The organism is Polaribacter filamentus, from assembly GCF_002943715.1.
Classification (GTDB): Bacteria; Bacteroidota; Bacteroidia; order Flavobacteriales; family Flavobacteriaceae; genus Polaribacter; species Polaribacter filamentus.
Window position 1 is genome coordinate 1,741,241 of the sequence record NZ_MQUA01000013.1, and the last position, 16,141, is coordinate 1,757,381.

21 protein-coding genes and 1 pseudogene are annotated in these 16,141 nt (G+C 33.7%); 21 read left to right on the plus strand and 1 reads right to left on the minus strand.

Annotated elements, in window-relative coordinates:
• Positions 1-9: 9 nt before the first annotated feature.
• The 21 genes from BST83_RS10270 to dnaK all read left to right on the plus strand — a co-directional run bounded on the left by BST83_RS10270 (position 10) and on the right by dnaK (position 15,295).
• Entirely contained in the window at positions 10-1,284 is a 1,275-nt protein-coding gene (locus BST83_RS10270; RefSeq protein WP_104809706.1) for a hypothetical protein, read from the plus strand.
• An 84-nt stretch (positions 1,285-1,368) separates the two neighbouring features.
• Positions 1,369-1,680: a J domain-containing protein gene (locus BST83_RS10275; RefSeq protein ID WP_104809707.1), complete on the plus strand. Its 312-nt coding sequence runs from the start codon at positions 1,369-1,371 to the stop codon at positions 1,678-1,680.
• 5 nt (positions 1,681-1,685) lie between these two features.
• Positions 1,686-1,868 (plus strand): hypothetical protein, encoded by a 183-nt coding sequence (locus BST83_RS10280; protein WP_104809708.1) that lies wholly within the window; start codon positions 1,686-1,688, stop codon positions 1,866-1,868.
• A 17-nt stretch (positions 1,869-1,885) separates the two neighbouring features.
• Positions 1,886-2,815 (plus strand): gas vesicle protein GvpN, encoded by a 930-nt coding sequence (gvpN, locus tag BST83_RS10285; RefSeq protein ID WP_104809709.1) that lies wholly within the window; start codon positions 1,886-1,888, stop codon positions 2,813-2,815.
• A gap of 46 nt (positions 2,816-2,861) precedes the next feature.
• Entirely contained in the window at positions 2,862-3,167 is a 306-nt protein-coding gene (locus BST83_RS10290; protein WP_104809710.1) for a hypothetical protein, read from the plus strand.
• 20 nt (positions 3,168-3,187) lie between these two features.
• Positions 3,188-3,487 carry a gas vesicle protein gene (locus tag BST83_RS10295; RefSeq protein ID WP_104809711.1) on the plus strand — a complete coding sequence of 100 codons (300 nt, stop codon included), beginning with the start codon at positions 3,188-3,190 and terminating at the stop codon, positions 3,485-3,487.
• A gap of 112 nt (positions 3,488-3,599) precedes the next feature.
• Positions 3,600-4,118 (plus strand): Hsp20/alpha crystallin family protein, encoded by a 519-nt coding sequence (locus BST83_RS10300; protein WP_104809712.1) that lies wholly within the window; start codon positions 3,600-3,602, stop codon positions 4,116-4,118.
• An 87-nt stretch (positions 4,119-4,205) separates the two neighbouring features.
• On the plus strand, positions 4,206-4,463 hold the full coding sequence (locus tag BST83_RS21085) for an ArsA-related P-loop ATPase (RefSeq protein WP_254712448.1): 258 nt from the start codon (positions 4,206-4,208) through the stop codon (positions 4,461-4,463).
• Entirely contained in the window at positions 4,379-5,074 is a 696-nt protein-coding gene (locus tag BST83_RS10305; protein WP_254712447.1) for an ArsA family ATPase, read from the plus strand. The genes BST83_RS21085 and BST83_RS10305 overlap by 85 nt, the downstream gene beginning before the upstream one ends.
• 3 nt (positions 5,075-5,077) lie before the next feature.
• Entirely contained in the window at positions 5,078-7,231 is a 2,154-nt protein-coding gene (locus tag BST83_RS10310) for a CDC48 family AAA ATPase (RefSeq protein WP_104809713.1), read from the plus strand.
• 26 nt (positions 7,232-7,257) lie between these two features.
• Complete coding sequence (locus tag BST83_RS10315) at positions 7,258-8,298, plus strand: GvpL/GvpF family gas vesicle protein (protein ID WP_104809714.1); 1,041 nt, start codon at positions 7,258-7,260, stop codon at positions 8,296-8,298.
• Between the two features lies 1 nt (position 8,299).
• Positions 8,300-9,073: a GvpL/GvpF family gas vesicle protein gene (locus BST83_RS10320; RefSeq protein ID WP_104809715.1), complete on the plus strand. Its 774-nt coding sequence runs from the start codon at positions 8,300-8,302 to the stop codon at positions 9,071-9,073.
• A 22-nt stretch (positions 9,074-9,095) separates the two neighbouring features.
• On the plus strand, positions 9,096-9,878 hold the full coding sequence (locus BST83_RS10325) for a GvpL/GvpF family gas vesicle protein (protein WP_104809716.1): 783 nt from the start codon (positions 9,096-9,098) through the stop codon (positions 9,876-9,878).
• A gap of 7 nt (positions 9,879-9,885) precedes the next feature.
• Positions 9,886-10,122: a gas vesicle protein GvpG gene (locus tag BST83_RS10330; protein ID WP_104809717.1), complete on the plus strand. Its 237-nt coding sequence runs from the start codon at positions 9,886-9,888 to the stop codon at positions 10,120-10,122.
• 11 nt (positions 10,123-10,133) lie between these two features.
• Positions 10,134-10,406, plus strand: coding sequence for a gas vesicle protein GvpO (locus BST83_RS10335; RefSeq protein ID WP_146092145.1), 273 nt, complete (start codon positions 10,134-10,136; stop codon positions 10,404-10,406).
• A gap of 21 nt (positions 10,407-10,427) precedes the next feature.
• Complete coding sequence (locus tag BST83_RS10340; protein WP_104809718.1) at positions 10,428-11,207, plus strand: GvpL/GvpF family gas vesicle protein; 780 nt, start codon at positions 10,428-10,430, stop codon at positions 11,205-11,207.
• An 11-nt stretch (positions 11,208-11,218) separates the two neighbouring features.
• Positions 11,219-11,440: a gas vesicle protein gene (locus BST83_RS10345; protein ID WP_104810845.1), complete on the plus strand. Its 222-nt coding sequence runs from the start codon at positions 11,219-11,221 to the stop codon at positions 11,438-11,440.
• Between the two features lie 17 nt (positions 11,441-11,457).
• Entirely contained in the window at positions 11,458-12,207 is a 750-nt protein-coding gene (locus tag BST83_RS10350; RefSeq protein ID WP_104809719.1) for a GvpL/GvpF family gas vesicle protein, read from the plus strand.
• Between the two features lie 7 nt (positions 12,208-12,214).
• Positions 12,215-12,559: a gas vesicle protein K gene (locus BST83_RS10355; protein WP_104809720.1), complete on the plus strand. Its 345-nt coding sequence runs from the start codon at positions 12,215-12,217 to the stop codon at positions 12,557-12,559.
• A gap of 25 nt (positions 12,560-12,584) precedes the next feature.
• The gene (locus tag BST83_RS10360) at positions 12,585-13,271 is read left to right on the plus strand and encodes a hypothetical protein (RefSeq protein ID WP_104809721.1); all 687 of its coding nucleotides are present in this window, start codon (positions 12,585-12,587) and stop codon (positions 13,269-13,271) included.
• Positions 13,272-13,507: 236 nt separating this feature from the next.
• Entirely contained in the window at positions 13,508-15,295 is a 1,788-nt protein-coding gene (dnaK, locus tag BST83_RS10365; RefSeq protein WP_104809722.1) for a molecular chaperone DnaK, read from the plus strand.
• Between the two features lie 168 nt (positions 15,296-15,463).
• On the opposite strand, the pseudogene tnpA reads toward dnaK, so the two are convergent.
• Positions 15,464-15,848: pseudogene (gene tnpA / locus BST83_RS10370) on the minus strand (IS200/IS605 family transposase).
• Between the last annotated feature and the right edge of the window lie 293 nt (positions 15,849-16,141).

Genomic DNA, 16,141 nt, shown 5'->3' on the forward strand with positions numbered 1-16,141 from the left:
CAAAAACAAATGAAATTATCATCAGAAATGAAAAGTTTAAGTGAAGGAATTCTTATCTCATTCAAACAAAGGGTTAAGGAAAGTCAAGATCGTGTAAAAAACAATGCGCAATTTATTAATGAAGTTCACAACACTCTTGATAATATTCGTCAAGACCGTAAGAAAATAGCGACTGCTTTAAGAGATAATCTTAAAGGCGGTGAAAAAGAGCGTTTAAGCACTTATAATAATTTAATGTCTGGTATACGAGTTACTATTGGTTCTATCCAGAAAGATGTTTCAGATATCCAAAGTTCTACATTTAACTTATTAAATGAATTTGGTGCCAACAGGGCTCAAATCGCTGTAGAACTAGAAAATTTATTTGCTCAAGGGCAAAAAGACAGAGCCGAGAATAATAAAATAAGAATTAAATCTTTTGGAGGATTAATGAAAACTATTAATGCTGACCTAAAAAGCATAAATAGTGAGGTTTTAACTATCTTAACGAATACAAATGGTTTGCTTGCTAAATTCGAAAAAGAGCACCAAGAAATGTCAGCAGACCTTAATACAGAATTGAGTAAAAATTTATCAGAAAGAGTCGAATATACCCGATCACTGGTAAATGGATTTCAGAAAAGTCTCGCTGAAATAAGTAAAGAAAATAAGCAACTAGCTAAAGAAATGAGAGAGACTCTTGCAAATAGCCAGGAAAATATAGCTTTAAACGATGTGGAGCGAATTAAAAACTATAATTTAGTAATCAATGCGATCCAAGCATCAATTGAAGATATTAGAAAAGGTGTAAATATAAGCATGAAGGGTACTTTAAAAATGATTGCTGATTTTTCAACAGATAGGAGTCTAGCTGCCACTGAATGGAGTAAAATGAAGGAAGAAATTCGTCAAATCCAGCAAGGTGTTGTGGGTTCAACAAGAAATAAAGAAAAAGTTAAAACTAAACAAGTTTCGAATGTTGTCGTAGATACAATAGTCACGTTAATTCCGGAAAACACTGTTACTCCAAAACCTAGTAAATCAAACAAAAAAACTTCAGTTTCAGACAAATCTGAAGTAAAAGAAGTAGCGCCTCCTGCTAAAAAAGCAGAGAAAACTGTGGCTCCTTTATCATTAGAAGAGAAAATTTTAGTTTATATCAAAAGTAATAGCCAAGGAGTGAAAGTTTCAGAAATGGAAGAGCCTCTTAAGGAAACTAGAATGCGTTTAGGCTTTGTTGCTAAAAAATTACTTGAATTAGGACAGATAAGAAAAATTGACAACCTTTATTATCCAAAGAAATAACATGTTATAGAGTCTAGGAAACTTACATTTTCAGTTTATAAGTCCTGCGAGTTTCCTTGTTTTATTTTAAAATTTATATCAAATATGAATGTAAAAATTAATTGTGCTTTCTGTAATGGAACCGGAATAGACCCTTTTGGTCTCCTTTCTTCGATATCAAAATGTCAAGTATGTAAAGGCTCTAAATTGGTTGATATAAAAGAACCTTTTATATCATGTGTTTACTGCTCTGGTTCTGGTGAAAATAAACTTGGCGCCCGGGTGCCGTGTATTGTTTGTGGAGGCAAGGGGAACAATAATGTTCATAATAAAATTGATTGCAATCAGTGCAAAGGAACAGGAAATGGCAGCGATTATTTGCCTTGCACCCTTTGTGGTGGTATAGGTTTAAAATAAAACTCATGAATAACCCTGGAGAAACCATAAGATGTAGCTTATTAAAAAGACAAGACGCATTAAATAAGTTTAAAGCGATGAATGAGGCTTTCTTTGTGACCAAAAGAGAAATATTAAAAGAAATAGAAGAAGCAAAAACTGTTTGGGATCGTACGCTTGAACAACTAACAAATAATAAACTTCTTTAATAATCAAACGCAACAGCATGAATAAGAATAATAGTAACAATGAGACAAATACGGTACTTGAGCTCAAGCCGATGCAAGATTTTGTTGAGACAGAATATATTAAAAACATTACTAACCGTGGACTAACGTACATAAAGGCGGGATTTCCCGTTCATTTCAGGGGACCGTCGGGTACTGGTAAAACAACAGTTGCTATGCATTTGGCAAGCAAAATTGGAAGACCTGTAATAATCATTCATGGTGACTCAGAGTATAAAACTTCTGATTTGGTAGGTAATGAGTCGGGTTATAAATTTAAAAAATTAGATGATAAGTTTATACATACAGTTCATAAACAAGAAGAAGAAATGACAAAACAATGGGTAAATAACCGTCTAACTATAGCAGTTAAAAACGGTTTTACTCTTATCTATGACGAATTTACACGCTCACGTGCTGAGGCTAATAATATTCTACTTCCCATACTGCAAGAAGGGATGATGACTACATCTGCTTCAAAACAGGAAGATTACTATATGAAAGTGCATCCAGAGTTCCGTGCAATTTTTACATCAAATCCAGAGGAATACGCAGGCGTTAATAGAACGCAAGATGCCCTGAGAGATCGTATGGTGACATTAGACCTTGATCATTTTGATTACGATACTGAGTTGAGAATTACTCAGGCAAAATCTAAACTGACACTAAAGGAAACAGAAATAATTGTGAAGGTGGTTAGAGGATTGCGCGAATCGGGGAAGGTTGAATTTGATCCAACAGTTCGTGGCGCAATAATGATTGCAAAAACGCTTGCAACATTAAATACAACTCCATTAAAATCAAAAGAAACGTTTAGAACAATTTGCCAAGACATTCTTACTTCGGAAACAAGTCGAGTTGGGTCTAAAACAAATCAAGAAAAAGTGAGAGGAATTGTGGATCTCTTAATTGATAAATACACGAAATAAGATTAAGTTTTTACCCTCAATTACTATATAATTAATTCCATATATCATGCCATTATCAAACTCAATTAAAGGCCTTCAGAATATCAAATCGATGCAGACTGTTAATAAATCGGGCATCCCGAACAAGGAGGGTTCTGACTTTCTAAAACTGTATATTTTAGATAAAGAAAAAGGTCGGTTACAGAAAGAAGAAATAAGAGCTATACATAGGCTTGAAGTTATTCAAAAAAGGCTGAATGAGATACAAGAAATTAGCAATGAAAATATAGATTTGAAACAGCACATTGAGAAAACAAAAAAGACAGACAGAAACAATAAAGAAAATTGGCAAACCATGTCAATTGATTATTAATAAAAAACAAATATAATATTATGTCTCAACCAAAACATTCTATTAACGCAACAGGTCTAGCCGATATTCTCGAAAGAGTGCTCGATAAAGGAGTGGTGATTGCAGGCGATATAAAAATTCAAATAGCGGATATTGATCTAATAACCATTAAAATAAGACTATTAGTTTGTTCCGTTGACAAAGCGTTAGAGATGGGTATTAATTGGTGGCAGGAAGACCCCAGTCTTTCAACTAAAGCACGAGAAAAGCAATTAGAGGAAAACCAATCTGATGTTGTTAAGCGGCTTGAACAACTGGAGGCAAAAATTAATTCAGATTAATTGTTTTATGCATCAAATGCACTACAGCAATACTAAATTAGTATAATTTTAATTGAGTCATAAAGAGTTATATTGAAAATATAATAATAATGTAATATAAAAGCAAAACGATATGAACGAAAATGGAAATAAGGATCAAAATCAGAATTCTGATTTTGATCTTTTCGGATTAGGTAGTTTGTTCAAAGGCATAGAAAAATTGGTTGACCTTGCAGACAAACTTGAGGAAAAGGGTGGCGTTAGCAGCGAAGGTAAAATTAATTTAGACCATCTTAAAAAAGGAATGAAAGGAGTTTATGGTTTCACCATTAATACCGCCGGCGGTGGTAGTCCAAAAGTTAAAACTTTTGGGAACATAAAAAAAACACCTGAAGGGCCTAAGGTGGATGAAGAGCGAGAACCTTTAACTGATATTTTTGATGAAAAGGATGAGATTGTTGTTATTGCCGAAATGCCAGGCATTGAATATAATGACATAACTATCGACTTAAATGAAGATATTCTTGAATTTTCGGCAGTAAACAAAAACAGAAAATACAGAAAAGAATTATTGCTATCGGTTAAAGTCAGCAAACAAAATTTAAGTCATAAATTTACAAATGGTATTCTTGAAATTAGGATAAAAAAATAGTATTATGGCACTCTCGGGCCTAGAAAATGTTGATTTAAAGCTTATAATTTTTGGGGCAAGGGAGGTGTTGGAAAAACAGTTTCGGCCATTTCAACAGCATTTGAATTATCTGAAAATCACAGAACACTTCTTATTTCTACGGATCCAGCTCATTCTATATCGGATTGTCTAGAACAAGAGGTTGGTTTCCAGATTCACAAGGTAAAAGGAAAAGAAAATTTAGACGCTATAGAGATAGATGCTAATAAAGCATTGCATAATTGGAAATTAGAGCACCAAAGCGTTTTAAAAAACTTTTCAATACTTCTACATATCTCGATAGTCAGGATATTGAAGAAGTGTTAAAATTATCAATACCAGGTATTGACGAAATAATGAGTTTTAAAATTATAATGGATCTTATCGAAGAGGGTCACTATGATAAATACGTGGTAGATACTGCTCCAACCGGACATGCGCTAAGATTAATATCTTCCCCAGAAATGTTGGATAATTGGATTAAGGTATCTGTAAGAATGAGGTGGAAGTATCGGTATATGGTTACTCGTTTTTCTGGTTCATATAAACAAGATGAAGTTGGAGCTTTTTTACTCAATCTAAAAAAAATGGTCAAAAGAACTGACAACATATTGCGTGACAAAACCAAAAGTGAATTCATTCCAGTTTGTATTCCCGAAGCAATGGCGATTAGAGAAACAAGAGGATTAATCGATAAACTTGCAACATATGACATATTTGCGAAGCAACTTGTTGTGAATAACGTAATGGTTTCAGATGATGGTCAGTTTTGTAAAAGAGTAAAGATTTCTCAGGCGCCTTACTTAAGGGAAATTAAGGATAGTTTTAGCGCTTTAAATTCAGTTGAAATACCTAAATTTTCCCAAGAAATTAAAGGGTTAGCTTCATTAGATAAAATGAGGATGTTTCTTTTTGAAGATCCGTTAATCAAACAATAAATCATGTCTGAAATCATAGAAAAAATCATAGTACGGGTAAAAGAATCTTTAGTCAAAGATGTTGGAAGAGCTATTGCAAGAATCGATCCAGAAGACATGAAGTTGATAGGCGTTGAAAGTGGCGATGTGATAATGATTGAAGGCAAACGAGCCACACCAGTCAAGATTATGCCTTGTTATCCAGAAGATAGGGATAAGAAAATAATTCAGATTGATGGCATCACCAGAGAAAATGCCCAAGTTGGGATTGACGAAAAAGTGAAGATTATTAAAACTACCTATCGTCAGGCTTCAAAAATAAAACTCAAACCTGATACAAAATCCAATTCCTTATACAAGGCTGATGATGTTAAATACATTGGCTCACTTATTAATGGTTTACCGGTAACAAAAGGAGATAAAATCAGAGCGACTCTTTTTGGGTCACGTTCGGTTGATTATACTGTAACCAGCATTAGTCCTGAGGGAGTAATACTGATACACTCAAATACAATTATTCAGCTTGAATCGGCTAAGCCCGGAGGAGAACAAAAAAGAAAGGTTTCTTACGAAGACATTGGAGGACTTGGACAACAGGTCCAACGCATCAGAGAGATGATTGAACTCCCTTTAAAATATCCTGAGATTTTTGAACGGCTTGGAATTCAGCCGCCCAAAGGGGTTTTTATGTATGGTCCTCCCGGAACCGGAAAAACTTTAATTGTTAGAGCTGTGGCTCATGAAACAGATGCCTATTTTATCAATATCTCAGGCCCTGAGATCATGGGGAAATTTTATGGAGAAAGTGAAGGGCGTATCAGAAAAATTTTCGAAGAAGCTCAGGCTAATGCGCCATCTATTATTTTTATTGATGAAATAGATGCCATTGCACCCAAGAGAGAAGATTTAGGAGGGGAAAAACAGGTAGAGAAGCGTGTGGTAGCACAATTGTTGTCACTAATGGATGGCCTGGAATCGAGAGGAAAGGTTATTGTTATTGGAGCTACCAATATACCGAACTCCATAGATCCTGCACTCAGAAGACCAGGACGGTTCGACCGCGAAATTTCAATTTCTATTCCAGATAAAAAGGGTCGATTAGAAATTCTTCACATTCATACAAGGGGCATTCCTTTGTCGATGGATGTAGATATGGAGAAACTTGCAGAAATTACTCATGGTTTTGTGGGTGCCGATCTAGAAGCTTTAGCCCGTGAATCTGCGATGACTGCACTGCGAAAAATACTCCCAAAAATCGATTTCGAAATGGCAGAAATCCCTTACGAAATTTTAATGTCCTTAGAAGTTACCATGGATAATTTTATGGATGCGATGAAAGAAGTAGAACCTTCTGCTATTAGGGAAGTTTTTGTGGAAGTTCCCGACGTGAAATGGGAAGATGTTGGTGGACTTGAAGAAATTAAAGAAGCTTTAATGGAAACGGTGGAATGGCCCTTAAAATATGCAGATCTTTTCAAAAAATTTGATACCAAACCATCCAAAGGAATTATCCTTCATGGTAAACCAGGGACAGGAAAAACCTATCTGGCAAAAGCACTGGCAAGCGAAAGCGGTGTGAATTTTATATCTGTAAAAGGACCACAGATTCTTAGCCGCTACATTGGAGAATCAGAAAAAGGGGTTCGAGAACTTTTTAGAATGGCTAAACAAGCCTCGCCTTGTATTTTGTTTCTTGATGAAATAGACAGCCTAACTCCTATGCGTAGTAATGATAATTCTGGGTCAGGAGTAATCGATCGGGTGATAGGCCAATTCCTTACCGAAATGGACGGCATCGAAGAACTTAAAGGAGTCATTGTGCTCGCTGCAACCAATAGGATAGATTTAATTGACCCTGCTTTGCTACGAAGTGGCAGGTTCGATTTGATATTTGAATTACCTCTTCCTGATTCAAGAACTAGAGAAAAAATATTTGGTATTCATACCCGAAATAAACCACTTGACAAAAATGTAAGCCTGAATAAATTGGCTTTAAAAGCAGAAGGGCTAACTGGTGCTGACATCGAATTTATTTGCCGCAAAGCCGCAATGCTTTCAATCCAGGAATTAGTTGGTAAAAATAGTGAAAAGGCATTTGAAAATACTCAGAATATTATAATTCTGATGAAACATTTTGAAAACGCAATTGCTTTGGTATTAGCCCAAATTAGGGAATAAAATATAATAAACCAAACTTTAATTTTATGAAAACAAAAGGAATATACCTCTACGCAATTGTGCCTAATTCTTACAGCGAAGAGATGTTTAAATCTATTGAAAATATAGGAATTTATTTGATTCCTTATAAAAATCTATTTGCTATTGCTTCGGACCGAGATGAACACAAAATTGAGCAATTAGACCGCCAAGAACTTGGTCATTTACTTGTAGATCACCAAAAAAAAATTGAATACTTTCAAAAAGTAGGTTTCTCGATGCTTCTTCCTATGCAAATGGGCACATTTTCGCAATCAAAAGCAGAGGTTTGTACCATCCTTCAAAATGGGTATGATTTAATTTTAGCCTCTCTCCAAAAGATAAACAACTTAACCGAATTTAATGTTGCTGCAGTTTGGGCAGATTTCTCGAAGACACTTGGTATGGTAGCCGACCATCCTGAAATTAGCGCTATGAGAGATAAATTAATAGAAAAAACTGAGAAGCCTACAGAAATAGAGCAAGTGGCCATAGGTATAAAAGTGCAGGAAGAATTAATAAACAAAAACACTCAAGTTGCCTTAAACATTGTTAATTCTCTGGCATCCATCTGTATTGATAAAAGAACACATGATACCATGAACGATGAAATGGTGTTGAACTCTGCTTTTCTCCTTGAGAAAAATAACATAGAAAAGTTTGAGGAAACAATTAACCAGTTAGATAAAGAGTATAACGAAACATTAAATTTCAAACTGATAGGTCCACTGCCTTGCTATAGTTTTTATACCATTGAAGTAAAAAAAATAAATCACTTGCAAGTAATCCAGGCTGAAAAAGCGCTTGGTTTGACAAAAGAATCCTCCCCAGACGAAATAAAAAAAGCATACCAAGAAAAAGCAAAGGAATTACACCCAGATTCTAACCAAAAAAACATCAATCAGGAGGGTTTCACTAAAATAAATAAAGCTTATAAAATGTTGCTTGAATGTTCAGGACTAGCAAGGGGCACCTCTACAGAACATGTAACATCTGAACAAAAGCAAAGCGAGCTGGAAGACTTAATACTAGTAAAAATAAAGGAATAATATGGAGAGAGACGGAAAATATATTTATTGTATTATTGAATCCGATTACGACATTAACCTTGGTCCAATAGGCGTGGGTGTCGACGGAGATTTAGTTTCTACTATAGGTTTTGATGGGGTTTGTATGGTGGTTAGTAACCACCCTATCAATGATTTTAAAATGACCCCTGAAAATATGATCGCGCATCAAAAAGTGATTGAAGAAGTAATGAAAGAATTTGACAGTGTTATCCCAATAGGATTTGGTACAATCGCAGCAACTCCTGACGAAATACGCAACCTACTGAGCCGCAGACATAATGAGTTTAAAGAATTACTCTTGCAGTTTAAAAATAAAGTAGAACTCAATGTTTGTGGAACATGGAAAAACATGAAAGACATCTACAATGAAATTGATAAAAAACATAGTAATTTGCAAAAAATTAGAAAGGAAATTGATAAACTACTTGATTTAGAAAAAAGAAATCTAAAAATTTCTGAAGCTGGTGTATTCGTGCAACAAGCACTCGAGGAAAAGAAAGAAGAAGAAGCAGACAATATTATTGATGTTTTTAGAAGATCGGTGTTCGATTATAAAGTTAATAAAACCAACGGAGATGATAAGTTTATGAATATTGCATTTCTTGTAAATAGTGGAAGAGAGAAAGAATTTGACAATATTATGAATGATCTCGGAGTTAAATATGGGGATAGAAGTGATTTTGTATATTCAACTCAGTTACCAATTTATAATTTCGTTGATCTAAAAATATTTCCAGAAAAATGGGAATTATAAAAAAACTTAATGGATAATAGATATGACTAGCAAAAACGAAATAGTAAATGAGGGGAAATATATTTATGGAATTATTAGACATGAAGGTCCAATAGACTTTGGTTTCATTGGTATTGGAAAACGATCTGATTTAGTTTACGGAGTCTATTTCAATAATATCTGTGCCATTGTTAGTAATTCTCCAATTATACAATATGAAGTTAGACGAGTAAATATGATTGCGCACGAAAAGGTCTTGGAAGAGGTTATGAAACAATTTACAGTACTCCCTGCGCAGTTTTCAACAATATCCGAACACAATAATGATGACGGAATCCTAAGAATTCTTGAGAAAGATTATAAAAAGTTTGACAAACTGTTAATTAAGATGGAAGGGAAAAAGGAGCTTGGACTAAAAATACTGGCCAATGAAGAACGAATTTATGAAAGTATTGTTGATAAATATGACGCAATTAAAAGCATGCGTAGAAAACTGATAAAACTGAACCTTCCCCCCTCCCAAACACATTACGAACGGACAAAAATCGGGGAAATGGTGGCGGAAGCACTTAAAACGGAAATCGAAAACTATAAAAATAAGATTATTGATTTCTTAGACCCATTTTTCGAAGACATAAAAATTAACGACAATTATGGAGAAATGATGATATTAAATGGTGCATTTCTAGTTAATAGCGATAATGAATCTAAATTTGATGAGGCTGTAAAAGATTTAGACGAGGAATATGGAAACTTTATGACCTTCAAATTTGTAGGAACATTGCCGCCTTATAATTTTGTTACCCTTGTAATAGATACTAAATAGATAGAATATGTTTTTAATAGATAGTGTCCTGCTAGCTCCTTTAAAAGGAGTTATTTTTATCGCAGAGAAAGTAAATGAAGTAATAAATAAAGAAACGTCTGACGAAGGTACCATTAAAGAAAGATTGATGGGATTGCAATTGAAATTTGAAATGGACGAAATTGATGAAGAAGAATATGATAAAAGAGAGGACGAATTATTAGGCTTACTAGAAAACATCAGAAAAGAAAATAAAATAAAATAAAATAGACCAATATGAGTAATATTATTGATGTAAAAAAAACAGCAGTTAAGTTTCTGAAAGAGAATATTAATTGCCATCACATAACAGTAGTTAAAATACAAAAAATTCAAGAAAATTGGAATGCTGTCGCTGAGATATATGAAGACGATTCCTTTCTAAAATCAATGAATCTTCCAATGAAACAAATTAGAATGTTTTATTGGATTAAAATGGATGAGAAACTTGATATTATATTCTTTGAACGAATGAATTCCATGGAAGACATCGATATGAATGATGAGTAATCTTACTAAACAAAAATTACAATGATTACCAATCTTTTATATGTTTATTGTATTTCAAATAATCCCCTTATGGTGCCTAGTGAAATAGTATCCAGAGGACTAAAGTCTCTAATATTTAATGACTTTAACGTGCTTTATAAATTAGTTTCGGAAAGTGATTATACTGAAAATAATTTTTTAGATATCAAATGGTTGGAAACTAATTCAAGAAAACACATGGGGGTAATCATTGCAGCCATGGAGTTCGGCGCTGTGATACCCTTTAAATTTGGCACTATTTTTAATTCTAAAACAAGTTTGAAAAAATTTATCACAGATTACTCTGATTCGTTGGTTAAAAACTTCAAATATATCAAAGAAAAGGAAGAATATGCAGTAAAAATTTACTGTGATCGTAAAGTTCTACTTGGACGTATGGGTGAATTGAGTAAGGAAATAGAAAGTTTAGATAAAACGATTGCAGCTAGCTCGCCAGGAAAAGCGTATTTACTAAAATCAAAAAAAACAGCTCTTTTAGAAGACGAAATGGACAAAATTTGTAGTGAGTATGGTCAAAAATATTATAATGAATTTAGTCACATGAGCGTCTCCTCTAATACTGCAAATTTACTTATGAAAGAATCTTCGGGAAGAACAGATACTATGATCCTTAACGCAACTTTCCTTGTGAGCAATAGAAGTTCTGATGATTTTATAAAAAAAGCAAATGATTTTGCAAATGAAGATATACATATCGGATTTTGCGTTGAGACAACAGGACCTTGGCCTCCTTTTAATTTTATCTCCATTAAAGAAAAATAAGAATGAACGATATGGAAAAGAACACTGAAAATAATGATATACAGCACAACGATATAATCAATCGTTCTAAAGACTTCACCCTTTTAGAAATGCTCGACCGAGTTTTAAACAAAGGGGTAATCATAGCTGGAGATGTTGTTATTTCAGTGGCAGATATTGATCTGGTATACCTGGGCGTTAAGTTGATGTTAAGTTCAGTTGAAACTATGGAAAAGTTAAAGGAGAATAAATAGTAACTAATAAGGTAGACATGGGTAAAATAATTTATTCCTTAGTACTTGTAAAAAAAGATTCGGAGAAGTTTATTAAACTTTTATCGAGTCTAAAAGGAATTTTAAGAGCTAATTTATCTGTCGTTTTATTTGGTGAAATTATGGCCATAGTGAGTGATATTAAAGAAACAAGTACTCTTACAGACAAATCAAATGTTGTTGAGTATGCTAAGGTTATAGAAATAGTGGCACAAGAATTTACAGTACTTCCTGTTCAGTATGGCTCAATTATGGAATCTAATGAACTAGTTCAAAACATGCTTAAAAAAAATTACTCTAAATTTCACGAAAACCTTGAGAAAGTTGAAAATAAAGTTGAATTTGGATTAAAGGTTTTTTGCGATTCCAAAAAAATAAAGAAGGAACTAGTTACAAAGCTAGAGCTCGATTTAGTGCCAAAATCCATACAAGAACAAAAAATCTCAATTTATAAAGAATACATAGATAAAAAATTAAAAGAACATCAATTGGAAAAATTATTGTTAGAATATGTGGATACAATCATTCAAGACATCACTTCACGATTATCAAAAATGAATCCAATCCATAAATTTAAAAAAATGGAATCAGAATCAAAAATTATAGATGCTGTCTTTCTGATTAAAAAAAGCAAACAAGAAGATTTGATTACTACTGTAAAAGATTTACAAAACAAACATACAGGACTTCGTTTAATGTTAACGGGTCCTTGGCCACCTTATAATTTTGTAGATATTACCATAAATTGATTTTAATATGAGTGAAAATAAAATACTTTTTAATAGCGGATCATTTGAGGAGATTTCAGAGGAGATGGAAAAACTAACAAATAATGAAAAATCCAAGCTTGAATTAGGTCCAAACAACGCTGAATCTGGTTTAGCCAAACTGGTACTCACCTTGGTTGATCTTATTCGTAAACTCGTAGAAAAACAGGCCATGAGAAGAGTCGACGGCGGATCATTGAACGATGACGAAATTGAAAGAATGGGAGAAACTCTTATGAAATTAGAAATGAAAATGGAAGAGCTTAAAAAGCACTTTAACCTTACTGATGAAGACCTAAATATTAACCTAGGCCCTCTAGGTAACTTAATGTAAGGAATAAAGCTAAAAATATTTCAAAATGAAGACACTGATATATGTTCCCATTATTCATTCAAGTGCCGACATGGGCTCCCTTGGAGATGAGCTTAAGCGCAAAACTGTTTCCAAACTTGGGGAAAATAAATGGCAAAAGCACGCAGATACTGTAAAAGGTTACTGGGAGGCAATTGAATACTATTTTGAAAACATTGATATAGCTATCAAGGGGATAAAAATATATCAGGACGGAATGTTTGTTGATGGTGATTATGCAATGAAAATTATAGACGAAGGTATCAAATCAGGAAGCAAAAATTCTGAAATTCTTTCAAATCTTATCGGTCAGGGGGCAATACTTATCAAGACGGAAGATTTTAAAATGGTCAAAGATGAATACGATGGACTTCAATCTATCTTAAAATCAAAAATCAATATCAAAAAACTTTTTTTGTTGCTCAGGTATAGGATTTTAAAACCCATATTTTTATTGAGAAGAGATAAATTTATTGCCAGCAGGATAGCCGAAACGCTGGGCCAGAAGGAAACGGGAATTCTTTTTATCGGAGCTTATCACAATATCATGAAAAGGCTGCCCAAAGATATTACCGTAATTGAAGTGAAGGAAATTGCAAAAATCAGAAAATATCATAGAGCAATTCAATCTTTTTCTAAAACTACACCCCATCAACTTAAACAACTTACACAATACATGATTAAAAGAGTATAAAATTTTCATCGATTTTGATAGATATTAAAATTATATAAATAGCTGAATATCAAGCCGCCAAATGAATGCAACAATTTAATATTGATGCGACTGCTATTGCACAAACAGCTTATGTACTAAGCGCTTGGATAGGGAAAAGCACTTTGTCTTATACGGGGATTTAAACATCAATATCGGTACATTAGGCAATAATTAAGGAACAAAGTCTGACAAAAAACCATAAAAAATACATTATAATGAGTCAAATTATTGGTATAGACCTAGGAACCACAAACTCCTGCATGGCTATTATTGAAGCAAATAAACCGATCGTTATTTCTAACAGTGAAGGAGACAGAACAATGCCCTCAGTTGTTGGTTTTATGAATAGTGGTGAACGCAAAGTTGGTGCTCCTGCAAAACGTCAAGCACTTACAAACCCAAAGAATACAATTTTCTCCATTAAACGGTTTATGGGAGAATCCTATGACCAAGTTCTAAAAGAGATGAGCACAGTTCCATATCAGGTTTCAAAATCCCAAAAGAACACGCCTCTTATTAACATTTCAAATAAACTGTATTCTGCCCAAGAGATTTCAAGTGTTATTTTACAGAAGTTGAAAAAAGATGCTGAAAATTATATGGGACAAGAAATTAAAGAGGCAGTCATTACAGTTCCTGCTTATTTTAGTGATTCGCAGCGACAGGCTACAAAAGAAGCTGGCGAAATTGCTGGATTTATTGTTCGACGTATTATTAATGAACCAACTGCTGCCGCCCTTGCTTACGGTTTGGATAAAAGAGATAAAGATATTAAAGTTGCCGTTTATGATCTTGGAGGGGGAACTTTCGATATTTCAATTCTTGAACTCGGTAACGGTATTTTTGAGGTGAAATCTACAAATGGTAATACACATTTAGGGGGTGACGATTTTGATCAACTGATCATTGAATGGTTGGTGGATGAATTCAAAAAAGATGAAGGAGAAGATTTATTAAGAGATGCTTTAGTGCTCTATAAATTAAGACAGGCAGCTGAAATGGCTAAAATCGAATTGTCTAAATCAATAGAAACTCAAATCACATTGCCATATATTACAATAATTAACGGAGTTCCTAGACATTTAACAAAAAAACTTACGCGAGTTAAATTTGAGGACATGGCCAATACATTGCTGAAAGCAACGATTGCTACTTGCCAGAAGGCTCTTGAGGACGCAAAATTAGAGATTTCTGATATAGATGAAATTATTCTTGTGGGTGGCTCAACTCGAATTCCTGCCGTTCGAAAAATGGTGCATAATTTTTTTGGAAAAGAGCCTTCTAAAGGTGTTAATCCAGACGAAGTTGTAGCTGTTGGTGCTGCTATATTGGGTGGTGTGCTTGCAGGTAAGGTGGAAGATGTATTGCTTTTGGATGTTGTACCATTGTCTTTAGGTATCGAAACTCGAGGTGGCGTGACAACGCGATTGATTGAAGCGAATACAACCATTCCTACTCAGGAATCAGAAATATTTTCAACGGCCGCAGACAACCAATCCTCTGTAGAAATACACGTTTTACAAGGAGAACGAGCAATGGCCAAACAAAATAAGAGCATTGGTCTATTTCATTTTGATGGTATTCCCCTATTAAGCAGAGGCATTCCAAAAATAGAAGTAACTTTCAATATCGATGTAAATGGCATCCTGAATGTTACGGCAAAAGATCAATTAACAGAAAAATCACAAGATATTCGTATTGAAGCCTCTTCAGGACTTTCTCCTGAAGAAATTACAAGAATAAAGGAGGAAGCCAAGATTTACGAGGCTGCAGATAAAGAGATGATGGAAAAAGTAGACCAAAAAAATAAGGCCTGCATACAAATCTTACAAACAGAAAAACAGTTAAACCAATTTGGGGATACCCTCTCTGGGGACAAAAAAAATGCGATAGAAAAAGCACTTGAAAGACTAAAAACAATTGACGAGCAAGATAGTTTTACGAATATTGAACGAGCAATGGAAGCACTGAGCACTGCTTGTCAATTGGCCAGTGAAAAATAATGATCGTCAAAGATTGATATTTAAATGCCTAAAGGGACTAACTAAACACCTATGGACTTGAAGTCCATAGGTGTTTAAATCTGACTAAAGTCAGGTGTATGGAATCTAGATTGCCTACTCAAGGATAAAATCGATCGTATCATTGTCTGATTTACGTTGATGTTCTAACTATTCATTTACCATTTTATCCTTAATATTGCCTTTACTCCAACATCCAAAGTCGATTGCCCAAAAATATCTGCCAAAATATTGTTACTTTAACAATGGAAATTCTTGTTGAATTTTTCGAGATGTTCTTCCTTTTAACTTCTTAACAATACTAATGATATCTTGTGACGGACGATATTCAATGTGCATATGAATATGATCTTTTGAGACAACTCCTTTGAATATAACTATATCTGCTGAATCACAAATTTGCATTAATAACTGCTAACTTTCTACAACGCTGTTGAATATCTCCAACCAAAACTTTATCTCTATACCTGGTGATCCATACAATATGAACTATTAATCTTGAAACGGTATCACCTTTAGTTCTTTGATTTCCCATTCAACAAAGATAAAAGTTTTTAGAAGCTAAAGCGAAATGCACTAAAGTTCATAGTTGTAACTATTTTTGTGACCAATAAAAAGTTATTATATTAAAAATGAGGTATTTATATGTTATTTATTCTACTCAATGCGAAATACGTTACATAGATCTTTTTATATTTTAACACCTTAATCCCCTTATTCTCAAATATTTCGTAAATTAATTGATGCAGAATAGTTCAAATGTCCTGAATTAAATATAAATTTACTTTGAAAAATTGTACCAAATGGAATCAGTTGATTTTTTATACC